This is a genomic window from Actinosynnema sp. NPDC049800, assembly GCF_040656635.1.
Taxonomy (GTDB): Bacteria; Actinomycetota; Actinomycetes; order Mycobacteriales; family Pseudonocardiaceae; genus Actinosynnema.
Window position 1 is genome coordinate 87,007 of record NZ_JBFAMT010000028.1, and the last position, 18,299, is coordinate 105,305.

At 73.1% G+C, this 18,299-nt stretch carries 20 protein-coding genes and 1 pseudogene; 15 read left to right on the top strand and 6 right to left on the bottom strand.

Features of this window, described 5'->3' with window-relative positions; all coding sequences use genetic code 11:
• Position 1: 1 nt before the first annotated feature.
• Genes AB0I91_RS27420 through larE form a run of 8 tightly spaced genes read left to right on the top strand, consistent with a single transcriptional unit; the run spans position 2 to position 7,140 of the window.
• Entirely contained in the window at positions 2 to 853 is an 852-nt protein-coding gene (locus tag AB0I91_RS27420) for a fumarylacetoacetate hydrolase family protein (protein ID WP_498775304.1), read from the top strand.
• Positions 853 to 1,839 carry an aldo/keto reductase gene (locus tag AB0I91_RS27425; protein WP_499639481.1) on the top strand — a complete coding sequence of 329 codons (987 nt, stop codon included), beginning with the start codon at positions 853 to 855 and terminating at the stop codon, positions 1,837 to 1,839. The genes AB0I91_RS27420 and AB0I91_RS27425 overlap by 1 nt, the downstream gene beginning before the upstream one ends.
• Positions 1,836 to 2,069, top strand: coding sequence for a hypothetical protein (locus tag AB0I91_RS27430; RefSeq protein WP_498775300.1), 234 nt, complete (start codon positions 1,836 to 1,838; stop codon positions 2,067 to 2,069). Before AB0I91_RS27425 ends, AB0I91_RS27430 begins: the two co-directional genes overlap by 4 nt.
• Positions 2,069 to 3,352, top strand: coding sequence for a nickel-dependent lactate racemase (gene larA / locus AB0I91_RS27435; protein ID WP_499639483.1), 1,284 nt, complete (start codon positions 2,069 to 2,071; stop codon positions 3,350 to 3,352). Before AB0I91_RS27430 ends, larA begins: the two co-directional genes overlap by 1 nt.
• Complete coding sequence (locus AB0I91_RS27440) at positions 3,349 to 4,491, top strand: glycerate kinase (protein WP_498775296.1); 1,143 nt, start codon at positions 3,349 to 3,351, stop codon at positions 4,489 to 4,491. The genes larA and AB0I91_RS27440 overlap by 4 nt, the downstream gene beginning before the upstream one ends.
• The gene (larB, locus tag AB0I91_RS27445; protein ID WP_498775294.1) at positions 4,488 to 5,171 is read left to right on the top strand and encodes a nickel pincer cofactor biosynthesis protein LarB; all 684 of its coding nucleotides are present in this window, start codon (positions 4,488 to 4,490) and stop codon (positions 5,169 to 5,171) included. The genes AB0I91_RS27440 and larB overlap by 4 nt, the downstream gene beginning before the upstream one ends.
• Positions 5,168 to 6,331: a nickel pincer cofactor biosynthesis protein LarC gene (gene larC, locus AB0I91_RS27450; protein WP_499639485.1), complete on the top strand. Its 1,164-nt coding sequence runs from the start codon at positions 5,168 to 5,170 to the stop codon at positions 6,329 to 6,331. The genes larB and larC overlap by 4 nt, the downstream gene beginning before the upstream one ends.
• Positions 6,331 to 7,140 carry an ATP-dependent sacrificial sulfur transferase LarE gene (larE, locus tag AB0I91_RS27455; protein ID WP_499639487.1) on the top strand — a complete coding sequence of 270 codons (810 nt, stop codon included), beginning with the start codon at positions 6,331 to 6,333 and terminating at the stop codon, positions 7,138 to 7,140. The genes larC and larE overlap by 1 nt, the downstream gene beginning before the upstream one ends.
• Here the strand turns inward: larE and AB0I91_RS27460 are convergent.
• The 5 genes from AB0I91_RS27460 to AB0I91_RS27480 all read right to left on the bottom strand — a co-directional run bounded on the left by AB0I91_RS27460 (position 7,127) and on the right by AB0I91_RS27480 (position 11,788).
• Positions 7,127 to 8,287: an acyl-CoA dehydrogenase family protein gene (locus AB0I91_RS27460; RefSeq protein WP_499639489.1), complete on the bottom strand. Its 1,161-nt coding sequence runs from the start codon at positions 8,285 to 8,287 to the stop codon at positions 7,127 to 7,129. The two genes, larE and AB0I91_RS27460, sit on opposite strands and share 14 nt — an antisense overlap.
• 184 nt (positions 8,288 to 8,471) lie before the next feature.
• Complete coding sequence (locus AB0I91_RS27465) at positions 8,472 to 8,603, bottom strand: hypothetical protein (RefSeq protein WP_498775284.1); 132 nt, start codon at positions 8,601 to 8,603, stop codon at positions 8,472 to 8,474.
• A 2-nt stretch (positions 8,604 to 8,605) separates the two neighbouring features.
• Entirely contained in the window at positions 8,606 to 9,628 is a 1,023-nt protein-coding gene (locus AB0I91_RS27470) for a TerC/Alx family metal homeostasis membrane protein (RefSeq protein WP_499639491.1), read from the bottom strand.
• Positions 9,629 to 10,044: 416 nt separating this feature from the next.
• Positions 10,045 to 11,367: an extracellular catalytic domain type 1 short-chain-length polyhydroxyalkanoate depolymerase gene (locus tag AB0I91_RS27475; protein WP_499639493.1), complete on the bottom strand. Its 1,323-nt coding sequence runs from the start codon at positions 11,365 to 11,367 to the stop codon at positions 10,045 to 10,047.
• Between the two features lie 226 nt (positions 11,368 to 11,593).
• A complete protein-coding gene (locus AB0I91_RS27480) occupies positions 11,594 to 11,788 on the bottom strand; it encodes a DUF1918 domain-containing protein (protein WP_498775278.1) in 195 nt (64 codons plus the stop codon).
• Between the two features lie 194 nt (positions 11,789 to 11,982).
• Here AB0I91_RS27480 and AB0I91_RS27485 point away from each other — a divergent pair, with 194 nt between their 5' ends.
• From AB0I91_RS27485 to AB0I91_RS27515, 7 genes are all read left to right on the top strand, one after another.
• Positions 11,983 to 12,987, top strand: coding sequence for a zinc-binding alcohol dehydrogenase family protein (locus AB0I91_RS27485; RefSeq protein ID WP_499612557.1), 1,005 nt, complete (start codon positions 11,983 to 11,985; stop codon positions 12,985 to 12,987).
• Positions 12,988 to 13,178: 191 nt separating this feature from the next.
• Entirely contained in the window at positions 13,179 to 13,559 is a 381-nt protein-coding gene (locus tag AB0I91_RS27490; RefSeq protein ID WP_498775276.1) for an STAS domain-containing protein, read from the top strand.
• A gap of 152 nt (positions 13,560 to 13,711) precedes the next feature.
• Entirely contained in the window at positions 13,712 to 14,815 is a 1,104-nt protein-coding gene (locus AB0I91_RS27495) for a CapA family protein (RefSeq protein ID WP_499639495.1), read from the top strand.
• Positions 14,816 to 14,967: 152 nt separating this feature from the next.
• Positions 14,968 to 15,387, top strand: a complete 420-nt coding sequence (locus AB0I91_RS27500; RefSeq protein WP_499639497.1) for a hypothetical protein — start codon at positions 14,968 to 14,970, stop codon at positions 15,385 to 15,387.
• Positions 15,384 to 15,506 carry a hypothetical protein gene (locus AB0I91_RS27505; protein WP_499639499.1) on the top strand — a complete coding sequence of 41 codons (123 nt, stop codon included), beginning with the start codon at positions 15,384 to 15,386 and terminating at the stop codon, positions 15,504 to 15,506. Before AB0I91_RS27500 ends, AB0I91_RS27505 begins: the two co-directional genes overlap by 4 nt.
• A gap of 195 nt (positions 15,507 to 15,701) precedes the next feature.
• Positions 15,702 to 16,355 carry an arsenate reductase ArsC gene (locus AB0I91_RS27510; protein WP_499639501.1) on the top strand — a complete coding sequence of 218 codons (654 nt, stop codon included), beginning with the start codon at positions 15,702 to 15,704 and terminating at the stop codon, positions 16,353 to 16,355.
• 251 nt (positions 16,356 to 16,606) lie between these two features.
• Positions 16,607 to 17,551: an NAD(P)-binding domain-containing protein gene (locus tag AB0I91_RS27515; RefSeq protein WP_499639503.1), complete on the top strand. Its 945-nt coding sequence runs from the start codon at positions 16,607 to 16,609 to the stop codon at positions 17,549 to 17,551.
• A gap of 70 nt (positions 17,552 to 17,621) precedes the next feature.
• Here AB0I91_RS27515 and AB0I91_RS27520 read toward each other — a convergent pair.
• Positions 17,622 to 18,299: pseudogene (locus AB0I91_RS27520) on the bottom strand (flavoprotein); the annotation flags it as partial.

Here is an 18,299-nt window from a genome sequence, read left to right on the forward strand (position 1 = left end):
GATGAAGTTCCTGCGCGTGGGCCCGGCGGGCCACGAGCGGCCCGTCGTCCTCGACGCCCGCGGCGCCGCCTACGACCTGACCGGGTTGACCGCCGACATCGACGGCGCCTTCCTGGCGGGCGGCGGCGTGGACCGGGTCCGGGCGGCCCTCGCCGACGGCGCGGTGGACCCGATCGACATCACGGGCCTGCGGATCGGCGCCCCGGTCGCCCGGCCGGGGAAGGTCGTCTGCGTCGGGCTGAACTACGCCGACCACGCCGCCGAGACCGCGACGCCCCCGCCCGCCGAGCCGGTCATCTTCCTGAAGGCCTCGAACACGGTCGTCGGTCCCGACGACGCGGTCCTCGTCCCGCGCGACAGCGTCAAGACCGACTACGAGGTCGAGCTGGCGGTGGTCATCGGCCGCACGGCGCGCTACCTGGACTCGCCGGCCGACGCCGACGACGTCATCGCGGGGTACGCCATCGCCGACGACGTCACCGAACGGGCGTTCCAGCACGAGCGGGGCGGGACGTGGGACAAGGGCAAGTCGTGCGAGACGTTCAACCCGCTCGGCCCCTGGCTGGTCACGCCCGACGAGGTGGGCGACCCGCAGGGACTGGGGATGCGGTTGCGGGTCAACGGCGAGCTGCGCCAGGACGGCCACACCAAGGACATGATCTTCGGTGTCCGCCACGTCGTCTGGTACCTCAGCCGGTTCATGGTGCTGGAGCCGGGTGATGTGATCAACACCGGTACCCCGGCCGGCGTCGCCTTCGGCGCCAACGACTTCCCCTACCTGCGTGCCGGTGACGTCGTCGAGGCCGAGATCGACGGGCTGGGCCGGCAGCGCCACGTCCTGGGACAGGCGTGATGACCTCCGCGACCCCGCAGTGGTTCACCGAACGGGTGCCGCTCGGCCGCTCGGACGTCACGGTGAGCCGGCTCGGCTTGGGCACCGCGCCGCTGGCCGGGTTGTTCTCGGCGGTCGCGGAGGAGCAGGCCGCCGCCGCGCTGGAGACGGCGTGGGCCACCGGCGTCCGCTACTTCGACACCGCGCCCCACTACGGCGCGGGCCTGGCCGAACGGCGCCTCGGGGCGTTCCTGGCCACCCGGCCCCGGGCGGAGTTCACGGTGTCGACCAAGGTCGGCCGGCTGCTGGTGCCCGGCGAGACCGCGCCCGGCGACGAGGGCTTCCACGACGGGCAAGGTCTGGTCCGCGTCCGCGACTACAGCGCGGCGGGCGTCTACCGGTCGTTGTCGGAGAGCCTGGAGCGGTCCGGCCTCGACTCCTTCGACGTCGTGCTGATCCACGACCCCGACGAGCACTGGGAGGACGCCGTTACCGGGGCGTACCCGGCGCTGGAGCGGCTTCGGGCCGAGGGCGCGGTGCGGGCGATCGGGGCGGGCATGAACCAGACGGCGATGCTCACCCGGTTCGTCGCGGAGACCGACGTGGACTGCGTGCTCGTGGCCGGCCGGTACTCCCTGCTCGACCGGAGCGCGGCCGACGACCTGCTGCCGCTGTGCGAGCAGCGGCGGGTGGGCGTCCTCGTGGGCGGGGTCTTCAACAGCGGCATCCTCGCCGACCCGGCCCCCGGCGCCTCCTACGACTACGCCCCCGCCCCGGACGAGGTGCGCCGGCGGGCCCTCCTCCTGGCCGAGCGCTGCGCCGCGCACGGCGTCCCCCTGGCCGCCGCCGCACTGCGCTTCCCGCTGCGGCACCCGGCGGTGACCGGCGTCGTCGTCGGCGCCCGGAACCCACGGGAAGTCGCCGAGAACGCCGGGCACGCCGCCACCGTGATCCCCGAGGCGCTGTGGTCGGAACTCGACGCGTTGGAGCAGGAGCGAGCGCAGTGATCCGGATCGACGCCCACCACCGCTCACGGCACCTCCCCGCCCGGCCGCAGGGCGGCGGCGGGCGTGACTTCGGGCCGGCGTACCCGCGGCCCCGCGTCGACGTCGTGCCGGAGGCGTTCGGCCCCGACCGGCTTATGATCGGCTCCGACCGGCCGGTCCGCGTGCCGGCGGGGCGGGACCGGCGCGTCGGTGGCACCGCCGCCCGCGGCAACCGGTTGGGGGACAGCTGATGCGCACGGTGCGACTGGCCTACGGCGAGACCGGGTTGGACCTGCGGGTCGACCCGGCGGTGACCACCGTGGTGACACCCGGGCACCGCCAGGCGACCGAAGCGCCGAAGGAGATCCTCCGCCGTGCCCTGCGCACCCCGGTCGCCGGGCCGCCGCTGCGGGACCGCGTGCGCCCAGGGCAGACCGTGGCGATCTCCGCCTGCGACGGGACGCGCCCGCAGCCCCGGGAGCTGATGATCCCGGCCATCCTGGAGGAGCTGGACGGCCTGGTCGACCTCGACGACGTCGTGGTGCTGGTCGCCACGGGGACGCACCGGGGCAACACGGAGGCCGAGCTGCGCCGGATGTTCGGCGACGAGGTGGTCGACTCGGTGCGGATCGTCAACCACGACGCCCGCGACCGGAGCGCTCTGACGTGGATGGGCGAGTTCGGCGCGGGCGTGCCCGTGTGGCTGAACCGGGACTGGGTCGACGCGGACGTGCGCATCACCACCGGTTTCGTCGAGCCGCACTTCTTCGCCGGTTTCTCGGGCGGCCCGAAGCTCGTCGCGCCGGGCCTGGCGGCGCTGGAGACGGTGCTGGTGCTGCACGACGCGCGCCGGATCGGCGACCCGCGGGCGACGTGGGGGATCATCGAGGGCAACCCCGTGCACGACGACGTGCGCGCCATCGCGGACGCCACCGGCGTGACGTTCGGCTTCGACGTGGTCCTCAACCAGGACAAGGAGGTCGTCGCCGCGTTCGGCGGTGACCTGCTCGCCATGCACGCCGAGGCGGTGCGCACCGCGCGCGAGGTCGCCATGCGGCCGGTGCCCCGCCCGTTCGACGTCGTGGTGACCACCAACTCCGGCTATCCGCTGGACCAGAACCTCTACCAGTCGGTGAAGGGCATGTCGGCCGCCTACCAGGTGGTCAAGTCGGGCGGGGTGATCGTGTGCGCGGCCGAGTGCCGCGACGGCTTCCCCGACCACGGCTCCTACCGCGAGGTGCTGGCCTCGGCCGCCTCGCCCGAGGCGCTGCTCGCGGAGATCTCCGCGCGGCAGGTCACCGTGCCCGACCAGTGGCAGGTCCAGATCCAGGCGCGCATCCAGGCCGACTGCCGGGTCGTCATGCACACCTCCTACCTCAGCGACGCCGACCTGGCCACCGCCCACCTGCGGCAGACCGCGGACATCTCCGCGACCGTCGCCGAAGCCCTCGCCGCGGCCGGGCCCGATGCCCGACTGTGCGTGCTGCCGGAAGGCCCGCAGACGATCCCCTACGTCGAAGGGCCGGGCCGGTGAACGGGACGGTCCTGGTCTGCCTGGACAAGTTCCGGGGCTCGGTGTCCGCCGCCGATGCCTGTGCGGCGGTGGTCGACGGCGTGGCGGACGCGGACGGCCAGGCGGTGGCGATGCCCGTCGCCGACGGCGGCGAGGGGACCGTGGCGGCGTTGGTGCGCGCCGGCTACGACGAGGTGCGCGTCGAGGTCACCGGTCCCACGGGCGAACCGGTGCGGGCCGCGTTCGCCGTGCGCGGTGACCGGGCGGTGGTCGAGCTGGCCCAGGCCAGCGGGTTGGACGTGCTGCCCGACGGCTGGCTCGCGCCGCTCACCGCCGACACCTGCGGCACCGGTGAGCTGATCCGCGCCGCGCTGGACCGCGGCTGCGCCGACATCGTGCTCGCCGTGGGCGGCAGCGCCACCACGGACGGGGGAGCGGGCCTGCTGCGCGCCCTGGGCGCGCGCGTCACCGGCGCCTCGGGCGAGCCGATCGGCCCCGGCGGCGCGGCGTTGACCGGCACGGCGCGCGTCGACCTGTCCGGGCTGGACCCGAGGCTGGCGCACGCGCGCGTGACCCTGGCCTCGGACGTCGACAACCCGCTGACCGGCCCGAACGGCGCCGCCGCGGTGTTCGCGCCGCAGAAGGGCGCGACGCCCAGGGACGTGCAGGTGCTGGAGCGAGGGCTCCGCCGGTTCGCCGCCGTCGTGGCGGAGGAGACCGGGCGGGACCTGAGCGGGGAACCGGGCGCGGGCGCGGCCGGTGGCGCGGGGTTCGCCGCGTTGGCCGCCCTCGACGCCCGGCGGACGTCCGGTGCCGACTTCGTCCTGCGGGCGATCGGCGTCGAGGACGCGTTGCGCGGGGCTTCGCTCGTCGTGGTCGGCGAAGGCCGGTTCGACGAGCAGAGCCTGCGCGGCAAGGCGCCGATCGGCGTGGCCGAGGCGGCACGGCGGCACGGCGTGCCGGTCGTGGTCGTCGCCGGCGACGTCCGGCTCACCCCCGAACGGCTGCGCGAGGTCGGCGTGGTCGCCGCGTGGTCGCTGCTGGAGCGCGCGGGCGACCTCGACACGGCGATGCGGCAGGCGCCCGAGCTGCTCAGGGCCATCGGGAGCGAGCTCCTCGCGCACGCGCCCTTCACCGCCACCCGGGGAGCGCGACCATGACCGGACCGGAGGCGGTCGACCTCGGGTTCGCCAGGGTCGACGTGGACCGCGAAGCGCGCCAAGGCCTGCCCGAGGTCATCTACGGCAGCGGGAAGACGCCCGAGCAGATCAGCGGGATCGTGCGGACGTTGTTGCGGCACAACGACGGCCCGGTGCTGGCCACCCGCGTGGAGCCCGACGCGGCGGCGGCCGTGCTGGCCGCCGTGCCCGACGGCGCGTACGACAGCGGAGCGCGGCTGGTGGTGTGGCGCCCGGCCGCGCCGACCGGGTTCGACGTGGTGGTGGCCGCGGCGGGCACGGCCGACCTGCCGGTGGCGCGGGAGGCCGCCGCCGTCGCGACCGCCGTGGGACTCGGCGTCACCACGGTCACCGACGTCGGCGTGGCCGGCCTGCACCGGTTGCTGGCCGAGCAGGACCGGCTGCGGGCCGCGGACACCGTGATCGTTGTCGCGGGCATGGAAGGCGCGTTGGCGAGCGCGATCGGGGGCCTGGTCGCGTGCCCGGTGGTGGCCGTGCCCACCTCGACCGGCTACGGCGCCGGCCTGGAGGGCATCACCGCGTTGCTGGCGATGCACGCCTCCTGCGCGGCGGGCATCACCGTGGTGAACATCGACTCCGGGTTCGGCGCCGCGATGGCCGCGTTCCGGCTCGCCCGCGTGGCGGGGCGGAGGACGACGTGAGCCGGGTGTGCGTGATCTCGCCGTTCACCGGGCTGGCCGGTGACATGCTGCTGGCCGCGCTGGTGGACGCGGGTGCACCGCAGGACGCGATCCGCGCGGCCGTCACCGACACCGGCCTGACCGGCTGGGACCTCACCGTCACCCCGGTGCTCACGCACGGGCTCACCGGCCGCCGCGCCGTCGTGTCGGTGTCCGACGACGCGACGAGCCGCAAGGCGGGCGAGCTGATCGCCATGGCGTCCAGGGTCCGCGAACCGGCCGTGGCTCAGACCGCCGTCGCCGCGCTGCGGGCCATCGCCGAGGTCGAGGGACGCCTGCACGGCGAGGACCCCGACCAGGTCCACCTGCACGAGCTCGGCGGTCACGACACCCTCGTGGACATCGTCGGCGTGGCCGCCGCGCTGCACGCCCTGGACGTGCGGGCCGTGCACTGCGAGGCGTTGCCGATCGGCAGCGGGTCGGTCCGCACCGCGCACGGGGTGCTGCCCTGCCCGGCCCCGGCCACCTCGGCGCTGCTGGAAGGCGCACACGTCGTCGGCACCACCCTGCGCGGCGAGACCGTGACGCCGACCGCCGCGGCGCTGCTGCTCGCGATCGGCGCGGACTACGGTCCCGTGCCGGAGATGCGCATGGCGGCCACCGGTTACGGCGTGGGCACCAGGACGCTGCCCGACCGGCCCAACGTCGCCGTGGTGCGACTCGGCGACCTGGACGCCCGCCACGACGAAGCAGGGGAAGTACGCGACCTCGTGGTGCTGGAGACCAACCTCGACGACGTCACCGGCGAGGTCCTCGGCTACGTCGTCGCCCTGCTGCTGGACGCGGGCGCGCTGGACAGCTGGATCACCCCGGCCACGATGAAGAAGGGCAGACCGGGCCACGTCCTGCACGCGCTGGCCGCACCGGAGACCGCCGACGGGATCGAACGACGGATGCTGGTGGAGACGGGCTCCCTCGGCGTGCGGCGGACCGGCGTGCGGCGCACGGCCCTGCCCCGCAGCACCGACACCGTGCACGTCCGCGGCATGCCGGTGCGCCGCAAGCACGGACCGCACCACGGCAAGCCGGAGTACGACGACGCCGTCGCCGTCGCCCGGCGGACGGGCCTGCCCCTGCGCACCGTGCTCGCCATGGCCGCCGAGAGCCCCGAGGAGCCCTGATGGACACCGCCACCACCGCCGACCGACTCGTGGCGCGGTTGGCCGACGTCGGCCCGGTCGCCGTCGCCTTCTCCGGCGGCGTGGACTCCGCGCTCGTGCTCGCCGCCGCGGCGCGCGCCTTGGGGCCCGACGCGGTGCTCGCCGTCACCGCCGACTCGGCGAGCCTGGCCGCCGCCGAGCTCGCGGTCGCGGTCGCGTTCGCCGACGGCCTCGGTGTCCGGCACGTCACGCCGGGTACCGCCGAGCTGGACAACCCCGCGTACGCGGCGAACGGCCGGGACCGCTGCTACTTCTGCAAGTCCACCGTGCTGGACACCATCACGTCCATCGCCCGCGACCACGGCCTGACCGCGGTGGCGACCGGGGTGAACGCCGACGACGCGCGCGACCCGTTCCGACCGGGCATCCGCGCCGGCGACGAGATCGGCGTGCGGACCCCGTTGCGCGACCTCGGGATGACCAAGGCCGACGTCCGCGCGGTGAGCCGGCACTGGGGGCTGTCCACCTGGGACAAGCCGGCGATGCCCTGCCTGGCGAGCCGGGTGCGCTACGGCGTGGCGATCACACCCTCACGCCTGGCGCGGGTCGAACGCGCCGAGGCGGCGGTCCGGGCGTGGCTGGTGAGCGCGGGGACGCCGAGCTGGGACCTGCGCGTGCGCGACCTCGGTGACGTGGGCCGGGTCGAACTCGACCCCGACCTGGTCGACCGGCCGGGGATCGGCCCCGCGCTCACCGAGGTCGTGCGCGCGGCGGGGTTCGACGGCGTCGAGCTGGCGGTGTTCCGGTCGGGTGCGCTCAACCACGAGTGACCTGGTCGGGCTCGTCGCGGGGCGCGAGCATGGCGTCGGCGCCGATGAGGTTGAGGCAGAACTCCACGGAGTGGGCCATCAGCCACCCGGCCTGCGCGTCGCGGAAGATCCGTTGGATCGGCGAGGTGGCGACGAAGCCGGACCCGCCGCCGACCTGGAGGCACAGCTGCGCGACGTCGCGGGCGACCTGGTTCGCCGTGGGCTTCGCGCGCGTCGCGGCGGGCAGGAAGAGGGGCGAGTCGCGGTCGGCGAGCCAGGCGGTGTTGTGGGCGACCAGCGCGGCGGCTTCGAGCCGGAGCACGGCGTCGGCGACCTCGAACTGGAGGCGCTGCTCGGCCGCCAGGGGCTGTCCGGTCGAGGGCAGGGTTCGTCCGCGTGCGTAGCGGACGAGCGTGTCCAGGGCGGCGTCGGCGATGCCGAGGGAGAGCCAGGCCAGGCCGGCGGCGATGTGGTTGGGCTTGGGCTGCGGGGACGGCGGGCACCGCCGGTCGGAGCGCAGCACCGTGCCGTTGAGCCCGATCAGGTGGCTGCGGGTGGCGCGCAGGCCCAAGGTGTCCTGCGGCTCGAAGGTCACGGTGTGGTCGGGTTCGAGCCCGAACAGGGTGGGTTGCCCGTCCACGAGCGCGTTGACGAGGAAGTGGTCGGCGATCTCGCAGCCGGACACGAACCGCTTCGCGCCGGTGAGCCGGTACCCGCCGTCGACGGGTTCGGCGACCTGCTGCGGTGAGAGGAACTGGTTGCCGCCCGACGGTTCGGACAGGGCGTTGGCGAAGCGGCGGCCCGCGATGAGCTCGTCGGCGTAGTACCGGGCCGCGTCGGGGGCGGAGTGGCGCACGAGGCCTTCGGCGGCGCCGATGTGCATGAGCCACACGCAGGCGGTGGACGGGTCGGCGGCGCTGAGGACCCGCAGGACCGCGCCGACCGTGCGGTAGCTCAGCGACTGCCCGCCCCACTCGCGCGGCAGCGTGGCCTGGTCGAGACCGCTGGCGTGCAGGGCCCGCAGGTTCGCGACCGGCAGTTGCGCGGTTCGGTCGAACTCGTCGGCGGTGGCGGCGAAACCGGTGGCCAGGTCCGCGGCGACCCGGACCCACGACTGCTCGTCCGGGGGCGGCCCGAGGGGGTGGTCGTCGGGCATCGGCATGGTCATGGGTTCCGGATCCTCCAGCGTCGGCCTGGCCCTCGTCGGCCACCGCGGCGCGCGACTTCTCGACGGTGGTGCGACCTTGAACCGGATCACTATCGGCTCTCCGCGGCCGCGCCGGTAGCCCCGGTCGGGTGCCGGTCCGGCACGCCCGACCCGGGCACCTCGTCGGCGCGATCACCCCGTGGGGTCACCGGCTGCGGGGCGGGGGGTGCGGTCCGCGCGGTGGGTTCAGGGCGGCGCAGGTGATCACCAGTGAGGCGAGGACCAGCACGGTGATCAAGGTGGTGATGAGCACGTCGAAGAGCCACTCGAAGAGCATGGTCAGTCCTGTGGTGTGGTGGCCTTCTCGCTCGGCCGGCGGGCGGAGGGCCCGGCGCGGCGTCGGGAGCGCAGGCTGGTCAGGATGACGGTCGCGAGCACGGCGATGATCACCGCCAGCGAGACCGGGGTGGGGATCTCGGGCACGTCCGGCCAGATGCCGTGGGCCCAGTGCAGCACGAGCTTCGCCCCGATGAAGGCGAGGATGACGGCCAGCCCGTGGTTGAGGTGGACGAGCTTGGCCAGGGCGGTGTGCAGGACGAAGTACAGGGCGCGCAGGCCGAGCAGGGCGAACGCGTTGGTGGCGAACACGAGGTAGGGGTCGTCGGTGATGCCGTAGACGGCCGGCACCGAGTCGACGGCGAACACCATGTCCGTGGCGAAGACGGCGACCACGACGACCGCCAGCGGGGTGAGCGCGCGTCGGCCGTGTTCGCGCACGGTCAGGCGGGTGCCGCGGTAGTCGTCGGTGACGGGCATCAGGCGCCGCAACAGCCGGACGGAGCGCATCCGGGAGACCTCACGCAGGGCGACGTTCCCGGTGAGCGCCTCGTGCAGGATCTTCAGCGCCGAGACGAACAGGATGAGCCCGAACACGAGGAACGCCCACGTGCCCGCCGACAGCATGGCCGCGCCGGCGGCGATGAACACGCCGCGCAGCGCCAACGCGCCGACGATGCCGAAGAGCAGCACGCGTTGCTGCACGTCAGAGGGGACGGCGAAGACGGCGAGCAGCAGCATGAAGACGAACAGGTTGTCCACCGACAGGGACTTCTCGACGACGAACCCGGTCATGAACTCCAGCGCCCGGCCGCTGCCGGCGGTGTTCCACAACCAGGCCCCGAACACCACCGGCAAGGTCAGGTAGAACGCCGACCACCCGACCGCTTCCCGCATCGACACCTCGTGCGGCCGGTGGGTGACCGCGAAGTCGGCGACCAGCAGCGCGACGAGGACGGCGATGCTGACCAACCACAGACCGGGCGTGCCGACGACCTCCGCCGAAACCGCCGCTGACAGGGGCACCGAACCTCCCCGAACAGTCGATGTTCGAGGTCTCCTTCACCCCGACCGGGGCGGCCTCCCGAGGACATCGACCGAGGTGTCCGTACTGACCGGGCAGGCGCTTGGGAAGTACTCCCCTCGACGCCAGTATCCGGCCGCGCGGTCAGCGAGTAAAGCCCCGGTAAAGGTAGACGGTATCGCTCGATCGGGTATCGCAGTGCGCCACCGCCGGAGCACCGGTGAGGAGGTACGGCTCCCTGCTCACCGGGTCGGCGGGCGTGCCGAGACCGCTGCCCGCGGCTCGTCCTGGTCGACAGCGCGATGGAGTCGCACCCACGGTCCGGGAGGTGCTCGGCGGCGGAGCACCCGAAGCGATGGTGCACCGAGGTTCAGGGGGCCACTACGGGTTCCCGGCGGCGGGCCGGGAACCCGCAGGTTCAGGCGACGGCGCAGGCCGACCCGTTGAGCGTGAACGAGGACGGTTCGCCGGTGTTGCCGGTGTGGTTGGCCTGGAAGCCGATGCCCACCGACGTGCCGGGCGCGATGGCGCCGTTGTACGAGACGTTCCGGGCGGTCACCGCGCCGGTGGTCGGCGCGTAGGTGGCGCTCCAGCCGCTGGTGATGGTCTGCCCGCCAGGGAGGGCGAACGCGAGGCTCCAGCCGTTGATCGCCGCGCTGCCGGTGTTGGTGATGGTGATCGACGAGGTGAAGCCGGTGTTCCAGGCGCTCACGGTGTACTCGACCCGGCAGCCGTCACCGGGCTGCGGCGTCGTGGTCGTGGTGGTCGTAGTGCTGGTCGTCGTGGTCGTGGTCGTAGTGGTGGTGCTGGTGGGTGGGGTGCCGTCGAGCCCGAAGAAGCGGATGACCTGGGCGGCGTCGACGGGGATGTTGTGGCTGACGCCCTGCATGCTGATCGCCTCGACCGGCGCCATCCCGCCGCTGCTGCCGTAGCGGGTGCGCGTGTAGCCGGACTGCGGCGTGTCGGTGAACGTCGGCGTCTGGCCCAGTCCGTGGACGTTCGTCCACTGCTTGACCTGCTCGCCGAAGTTGGGGTAGCGCAGCGTGTCGTCGTTGGTGCCGTGCCAGATCTGCATCCTGGGCCTGGGGCCGGTGTAGCCGGGGTAGGCCGCGCGGACGAGGTCGCCCCACTGCTGCGGAGTCTTGATCGACTGGCCGCTGGAGCACTGGCTGTTCCACTCCGAGCCGTTGGTGGTGGCGAAGCACGCGAACGGGACGCCGGCGAACGAAGCGCCGGCCTGGAAGACGTCCGGGTAGACGCCGAGCAGGACGTTGGTCATCATCGCGCCGGAGGAGGTGCCGGTGGCGAAGATCCGGCCGGGGTCGCCGTTGTGGCGCTGCTTGACGTAGTCGACCATCGCCATCAGCCCGACGGGGTCGCTGCCGCCACCGCGGCGCAGTGCCGCCGGTGACGAGACGTCCCAGCACTTGCTGCTGCGCGTGACGGTCGGGTAGATCACGATGAAGCCGTGGCGGTCGGCCAGGGACGCGTACTGGGTCTGGGAGTGAAATCCCGGCCCGGACCCGCCGCAGTAGTGGATGGCCAGCAGGATCCCGGGCTTGGCGGCCACGCGGTCCGGGACGTACAGGTGCATCTGCAGGTTGGTGGGGTTGGTGCCGAAGTTCGTCACCTGGGTCAGGCTCGCCGCCGACGCTTGCGGCGCGGCGAACGCCAACAACGCCGCGACCATCGCCCCCGCGACCGCCAGGACGGCGCCGGGTAACAAGTTCTTCAGGTTCATCGGACCGTTCCTCGGCAGGTAAGCGAGAGACGGTTCCGCCGGAGGGGCCACCCGTCTCCCGACGCCAGTGTCGGGACTGAAACGTTACGAAGTATCGAGCGAAACAGTTCCAACCGGCAAGCCCCGGAACGATCTGTGCGTCTCATTAGCGCCGGGTGCGATCGGGTTCAGCCCGACGGACGCGACTGTCTGTTGTGGACAGTGCGCTTCGGGGCTGCCCGAGCGCTTACGCCTCGCCCTTCGCGTGGCGCACGATCGCATCCGGGCTGGGCAGGATGACGGTCTCGTGCCCGTCCTCGAACCGCACCCGGTAAGGCGGCTCGCCGTCCTTCCCCAGCACTTCGAGGATCTCGGCGGTGCGGTCGTGCTGCCCGACGACCTTGCCGTGCACCAACAGCTCGTCACCGACGGTTGCCCGCATGGCACATCCCTCCTCTGGACGACTCCAGCATGGGATACCCCTGACCGGGCCGTGTCGAGCCTCCGGGGGAATGTGCGACCCGAACGGGGATCACCCGCGGTGACGGCGGTCGATGTGCCGACCGTCATCGGCGGGGCGCCCCGGGCTCCGGGTGCGCGGGGGAGGATCGGTGCGACGATCGACCGGTGAGCACCATGCGGGCGTGGCACGTGGACCGGCCCGGCCCGATGGCGGGCGGGCCGCTGGTGCAGCACCGGGATCCGGTGCCCGAGCCGGGACCGGGGGAGCTGCTGCTCAGGGTGCTGGTCTGCGGGGTCTGCCGCACCGACCTGCACGTCACCGAAGGCGACTTGCCCGTGCACCGTCCCGGGGTCGTGCCCGGGCACGAGGTCGTCGGCGAGGTCGTCCGGTCCGACGACGACCGGTTCGCGATCGGCGACCGGGTGGGCGTGGCGTGGCTGCGCGGCACGTGCGGTCGGTGCCGGTACTGCCTGCGTGGCGACGAGAACCTGTGCCCGGAGTCGGTCTACACCGGGTGGGACGCCGACGGCGGCTACGCCGACTTCACCGTGGTCCCCGCCGACTACGCCCACCACCTGCCCGCCGGGTACTCCGACGCCGAGTCGGCCCCGTTGCTGTGCGCCGGGATCATCGGGTACCGGGCGTTGCAGCGCGCGGAACTGCCCGAGGGCGGACGGCTGGGCATCTACGGCTTCGGGGCGAGCGCGCACCTGGCGGCACAGGTCGCGCTGGCCCGTGGGGCCGTCGTGCACGTCATGACCCGCAGCGCTCGGGCCCGTGAGCTGGCGATGGCCCTCGGCGCGACGTCGGCGGGCGACGCCGCGGACCCGCCACCGGAGCCGCTGGACTCGGCGATCCTGTTCGCCCCGGTCGGCACGCTCGTCCGGCCCGCGCTCGAAGCGCTGGACCGCGGGGGCACGCTGTCGATCGCGGGCATCCACCTCACCGACATCCCGCCGCTGGTCTACCGGTCGCACCTGTTCCAGGAACGGCAGCTGCGCAGCGTCACGGCCAACACCCGGCAGGACGCCGCGGAGTTCCTGCGCTTCGCGGGCGCGCACCGGCTGGAGGTCACCACCACGCCCTACCCGCTCGACGCGGCCGACCAGGCGTTGACCGACCTCGCCGCGGACCGCGTCGACGGCGCCGCCGTGCTCGTGGCGTCCCTCCCCGGGTGATCGCACCACGACCACCCGATCGTGTGACATCGGTGCGTACCTCCGCTGCCGTACCCCGACGGCGGACCACCGCACATCCACGTTCGGCGGTGACACCGCGCCCGGCCGTGGGCAACTATGGGGTGGCCGACCGGCGCGTTGCCGCGGCGGGGCACGGTGTTGTCCGACGACTTCCCAGGAGGCGCAGTCCGATGAGCGAGCAGGTCGAGGTTGCTCCACACATCCTCGTGGAGACCGTCCGGCGCGACGGCGCCACGGTGATCCGCGTCGACGGCGTGGTGGACATGCTGACCTGCGACGACGTGCGCACCGAGGTCATCGCCCGCCTGGCCGAGCCGTCCGAGGTGCTGGTGCTCGACCTCACCGCGGTGACGTTCTTCGGCACGATCGGCCTGTCGATGCTCATCGAGGCGCGGCACCGGGCCGAACGGCGGGGCGTCCGGTTCGCCGTGGCCGCCGACCAGCGCGCCGTGCTCAGGCCGTTGACCGAGACGGGGATCGTGGACCTCGTCGTCCTGCGGTCGGGTGTGCGTGAGGCGACCGAGGCGGCGCTGGCACAGCCCGTGGTCTGACGGCGGGCGAACACCGGTCGCCGAGCACCGGACACCCGGCCTCCACACCGGTCCGGACGACGCCGTCACCGTGACGTCGTCCGGACTCGGACTCGGGCTCGGGGTCGGTGCGGTGGTCGGCGATCTCTCGGCTCCAGGTGGACCATCGACCGGTGGTCACGGTGTTCCTGTGCGGTGACGTGATGACCGGGCGCGGGGTCGACCAGATCCTGCCGCACCCGGGCGACCCGCGGCTGCACGAGCCGTGGGTCGAGGACGCGCGGACCTACGTGGCGTTGGCGGAGCAGGAGAACGGCCCGATCCCGTGCCCGGTCGACTTCGCGTGGCCGTGGGGAGATGCCCTGCACGTGCTGGCCGAGGAGGCGCCGGATGTGCGGTTGATCAACCTGGAGACCAGCGTCACCCGCGACGGGAGGATCGACCCCGCCAAGCGGCTGCACTACCGGATGAGTCCGGGGAACGTCCCGTGCCTGACCGCGGCCCGACCCGACGCCTGCGCGCTCGCCAACAACCACGTGCTCGACTTCGGCCGCCGCGGACTGGCCGACACCCTCGACGTGCTGACCAGGGCAGGGATCGCGGTGGCGGGCGCGGGACGCACCGCGAGCGAGGCGGAGCACCCCGCCGTCCTCCCCGCGGGCGACGGGAGCCGGGTCGTCTTCGTCTCGCTCGGCGCGCGATCCAGCGGAATCCCCGGCAGTTGGGCGGCCACCCCGGACCGGCCGGGGGTCGCCCTGCTGCCGGACGTGTCCGGGGCCGCCGCCCACCACGTCACCGCCCGCGTGCGGCGGATCAAGCGTCCCGGTGACGTCGTCGTGGTGTCGCTGCACTGGGGGTCGAACTGGGGCTACGACGTTCCCGACTCGCACGTCGACTTCGCGCACGCGCTCGTCGACGGCGGGGTGGACATCGTGCACGGCCACTCCTCGCACCACCCACGCCCGATCGAGCTCCACCACGGCAAGCTGATCCTCTACGGCTGCGGCGACCTCATCAACGACTACGAAGGCATCACCGGTCACGAGGAGTACCGCGACGACCTGCGCCTGCTGTACTTCGCCACGGTCCACCCGGACACGGGCCACCTCGCCCGCCTGCGGATGGCCCCGGTGAAAGCCAACCGCCTGCGCCTCCACCACACCGCCGACACCGACACCGCCCACCTGCGTTCCGTCCTGGATCAGCTCAGCCACCCGTTCGGCACCCGTGTCGACCTCCGTGACGGCATGCTCGAACTGCGCACCGAACCCCGGTGACCGGGCGGGCAGTACACGTCCGGCGACGTGGGGTCAGTACCGTCGAGCGTCCGCACCAAGCGGGGAGGAAATGCCATGCCGAAGTTCGTGACCCCCGGTCACGGCGACCGTGAGGGCTACGACCGCACCGACCCGACCGTGCGTGACACGGCATGACCGTCGGGAGCGGAAAGGTCACCTCTGACTGGGGCCGGACTTTCGACCAGTTCGCGGTGTGGCGTCCGCTGCGGTTGTTGAGGCGGCTGGGTCCGGTGGTGCAAGGGATAACCCTCGATCGCAACACCGCGGGCGACGCGTACTTCCCGACGGTGCACATCCATGTGCTCGCAGTGCCTTTCCCGGTCATCTCCCTGACCATGGGGCAGAGGCTCCTGGATGATTCGGGTGCGCAGAAACAGGTCATGTTCTCGCGGCACGCGGAAGAGTTCCAGGTTGCGGTCGAGGGTGTTCGTCGACAGTCCAGCCTGTCGGTGGACGAACCGCGGAACAAGACCTGGTCGATGAAGGAATCGCGGTGGCCCGTTCCCTTCTCGAGGTCTGGCCGCGGACTCGGCTTCCGCTCGACTGGGTGAACGGACGGGTGTGGTTGGACGAGGTCTTGGGTCGGGCCCGAGATGCCAAGGACTTGGCGAGGGTGGTCGACCAGCAGATCGGCTACCACAAGCTCGCGGACATCCCGAACCTCATCTGACGGCCGATGGCCGCGAGTGGGCGGCTGGAGGTGGGGCCGGTGGCTCCAGGGAGACGTCCGGACGGGGTGGCGGGTGGCGGAGGGCGCGGCGGGGTCGAGGGTTCGGTCGGTGGTTGGGTGCGGGTTGACTCGGAGGGTAAAGGTCAACCGTCATTGACTCAATAACTCCTGACTGATCGACTTGGAGGGCCTGGCATGGCCGGGACACGCGAGCACCACGATCTGAGCATCGATCAGCAACTCGCCCTGCGCACGGCGGCGGCACGGTTGCGCGAGTCGTTCGACAGGGTGTTCGGCGTGGAGACGATCGAGCGGTTCCTGCACTCCAGCTACGACCAGTTCGCCGCGCACAGCACGATCCCGAACTACCTGCCGCTGCTGGCCGAACGGTTCGCCCGCCAACGTCTCCAGGCCCTCGCCCGGGTCGAGGGCCACCACCAGGACGGCAAGCCGACCGTGCTGTTCCTCTGCGTCCACAACGCCGGGCGCAGCCAGATGGCGCTCGGGTTCTTCCGGCGCCTGGCCGGTGACGCGGCGGTGGCGTGGTCGGGCGGCTCGGAGCCGGGCTACGAGATCAACCCCTCCGCCGTCGAGGCCATGGCCGAACGCGACATCGACATCACCGGCGAGTTCCCCAAGCCGTGGACGGAGGAGATCGTCCGCGCCGCCGACGTCGTGGTCACCATGGGCTGCGGCGACGCGTGCCCCGTCCACCCCGGCAAGCGCTACCTGGACTGGGAGCTGGACGACCCGGCGGGCAAGGCGGTGGCGGACGTCCGGCCGGTGCGCGACGAGATCGAACGCCGGGTGCGCGCCCTGCTCGCCGAACTGGACGTGCCGGTTGCGTGAGGACCCCGGCCTGCCGTCACCCCGGTCGTCGGGGATGCGACCATTGCGCCGACGGATTCCGGACCAATGGGGGAGGCTGCGCAGCTCATGGCGGACAAAGCGCTCAGCCACCACCTGAAGACCCCCGTCAACGCCTGGGCACCGAGCCGCCCGTGGAGCCGGAACCGGGTCGAGCACTCACCGGGCACCGCGGGCCCCCACCGTCCGCCCCACGAGGAGTCGGCAGAGGCGGAGCGGCGCTGAACGTCATCGTGATCGGCGGCGGCCAGGCAGGGCTCGCCGCGGGCTACTACCTGCGCCGGGCCGGGCTGGACTTCACCATCCTCGACGCCCAGCCCGAGCCGGGTGGCGCGTGGCTGCACGGCTGGGACTCGCTGCGCCTGTTCTCCCCGGCCCGGCACAGCTCCCTGCCCGGCCGGCCGATGCCGCCCTTCCCGCACGAGGGCTACCCGACCGCCGGGCACGTCGTCGACTACCTGCGTGCCTACGAGAAGCGCTACGAGCTGCCGGTCGAACGTCCGGTCCGCGTGCGCGCGGTCCGCCGGGTCGACGGCGGCTACGACGTGGACGGCCGGTTCGCCGACGCCGTCATCAGCACCACCGGCACGTGGTGGCGACCGTTCGTCCCCGCCGGCGCCCGCGGCCTGCCCGGCCGCCAACTGCACACCGTTCGGTACCGCAACCCGCGGGAACTCGCCGGGCAACGCGTGGTCGTGGTCGGCGGCGGCAACTCCGGCGCCCAGATCGCCGCCGACCTCGCCGACCACGTCGACCTGGCCTGGATCACCCGCCGACCGCCCCGCTACCTGCCCGACGAGATCGACGGCAAGGCCCTGTTCGACATCGCCACCCACCAGCCCGGCGGCGTCGGGGCCCTCGGCGACATCGTGGCCGTCCCACCCGTGCGCGACGCCCGCGACCGAGGCGTCCTCGTGGCCCAACCGATGAACCGCCAAGCGCTCGCCGACGCCGACACCGTCATCTGGTGCACCGGCTTCCGCCCCGCGCTCGACCACCTGGCGCCGCTGGGCCTGCGCGACCGCGACGGCCACGTCCACGGGGAACCCCGCCTGCACCTGCTCGGCTACGGCAACTGGACCGGCCCCGCCTCGGCCACCCTGATCGGCGTCGGCCCGACCGCGCGCGCCGCCGTGCACACCATCGCGAAGGAACTGGGCAGGGTCACCCGCGGGTGATCACTTCGGTCCTCACCGCGAGCGGGGCCGGAGCCCGGCGCGCCCCTCGGTTCCGCCGGGCTGCCGGACGTCAGACGCGCGAACTCGGAGCCGTCAACGTCAGTTCCGCCACCTGCGGCGCGGCGCAGCACCCACTGGAGGACGTCGGTTCGACGTCGAAGACGCCGGATCCGCCGCAGACGCCGGTTTCGGGGAGGGTGAGTTCGACCTTGGTGGCGGCTTCGTGGTCGCCGGCGATCTCGGCGGCCACGCTGCGGACCTGTTCGTAGCCGGTCATCGCGAGGAACGTCGGGGCGCGGCCGTAGCTCTTCATCCCGACCAGGTAGACGCCGGGCTCGGGGTGGCGCAGTTCGTTGGCGCCGTGTGGGTAGACGGTGCCGCAGGAGTGGACGTTGGGGTCGATGAGCGGGGCGAGCGTGGTCGGCGCTTGGAGCACGGGGTCGAGGTCGAGCCGGACCTCGGACAGCCAGGAGTGGTCCGGTCGGAACCCGGTCAGTGCCACGACCTCGTCCACGGGGTCCAGCCGGTGCCCGTCTTCCGACACCAGCACCACGCGGTCGCCGTCTCGTTCGACGGCTGCGGTGCGGAAGCCGGTGACGACCTCGACGTGCCCGGCCTTCACCGCGGCCCGCGCCCGCAGGCCCAGCGCGCCACGCGCCGGCAGTTGGTCGGCTTCGCCGCCGCCGAAGACGTTGCCGACCGCGCCGCGGCGCAGCAGCCAGGTGACGTGCGTGCCGGGGTGCCGTTC

What these genes read in the sequence shown, in the direction of transcription:
- AB0I91_RS27420 (WP_498775304.1), top strand. Translation starts at nt 2, where the DNA reads ATGAAGTTCCTGCGCGTGGGCCCGGCGGGCCACGAGCGGCCCGTCGTC.
- AB0I91_RS27425 (WP_499639481.1), top strand. Translation starts at nt 853, where the DNA reads ATGACCTCCGCGACCCCGCAGTGGTTCACCGAACGGGTGCCGCTCGGC.
- larA (WP_499639483.1), top strand. Translation starts at nt 2,069, where the DNA reads ATGCGCACGGTGCGACTGGCCTACGGCGAGACCGGGTTGGACCTGCGG.
- larB (WP_498775294.1), top strand. Translation starts at nt 4,488, where the DNA reads ATGACCGGACCGGAGGCGGTCGACCTCGGGTTCGCCAGGGTCGACGTG.
- larE (WP_499639487.1), top strand. Translation starts at nt 6,331, where the DNA reads ATGGACACCGCCACCACCGCCGACCGACTCGTGGCGCGGTTGGCCGAC.
- AB0I91_RS27460 (WP_499639489.1), bottom strand. Translation starts at nt 8,287, where the DNA reads ATGACCATGCCGATGCCCGACGACCACCCCCTCGGGCCGCCCCCGGAC.
- AB0I91_RS27465 (WP_498775284.1), bottom strand. Translation starts at nt 8,603, where the DNA reads ATGCTCTTCGAGTGGCTCTTCGACGTGCTCATCACCACCTTGATCACC.
- AB0I91_RS27475 (WP_499639493.1), bottom strand. Translation starts at nt 11,367, where the DNA reads ATGAACCTGAAGAACTTGTTACCCGGCGCCGTCCTGGCGGTCGCGGGG.
- AB0I91_RS27480 (WP_498775278.1), bottom strand. Translation starts at nt 11,788, where the DNA reads ATGCGGGCAACCGTCGGTGACGAGCTGTTGGTGCACGGCAAGGTCGTC.
- AB0I91_RS27485 (WP_499612557.1), top strand. Translation starts at nt 11,983, where the DNA reads ATGCGGGCGTGGCACGTGGACCGGCCCGGCCCGATGGCGGGCGGGCCG.
- AB0I91_RS27490 (WP_498775276.1), top strand. Translation starts at nt 13,179, where the DNA reads ATGAGCGAGCAGGTCGAGGTTGCTCCACACATCCTCGTGGAGACCGTC.
- AB0I91_RS27500 (WP_499639497.1), top strand. Translation starts at nt 14,968, where the DNA reads ATGACCGTCGGGAGCGGAAAGGTCACCTCTGACTGGGGCCGGACTTTC.
- AB0I91_RS27510 (WP_499639501.1), top strand. Translation starts at nt 15,702, where the DNA reads ATGGCCGGGACACGCGAGCACCACGATCTGAGCATCGATCAGCAACTC.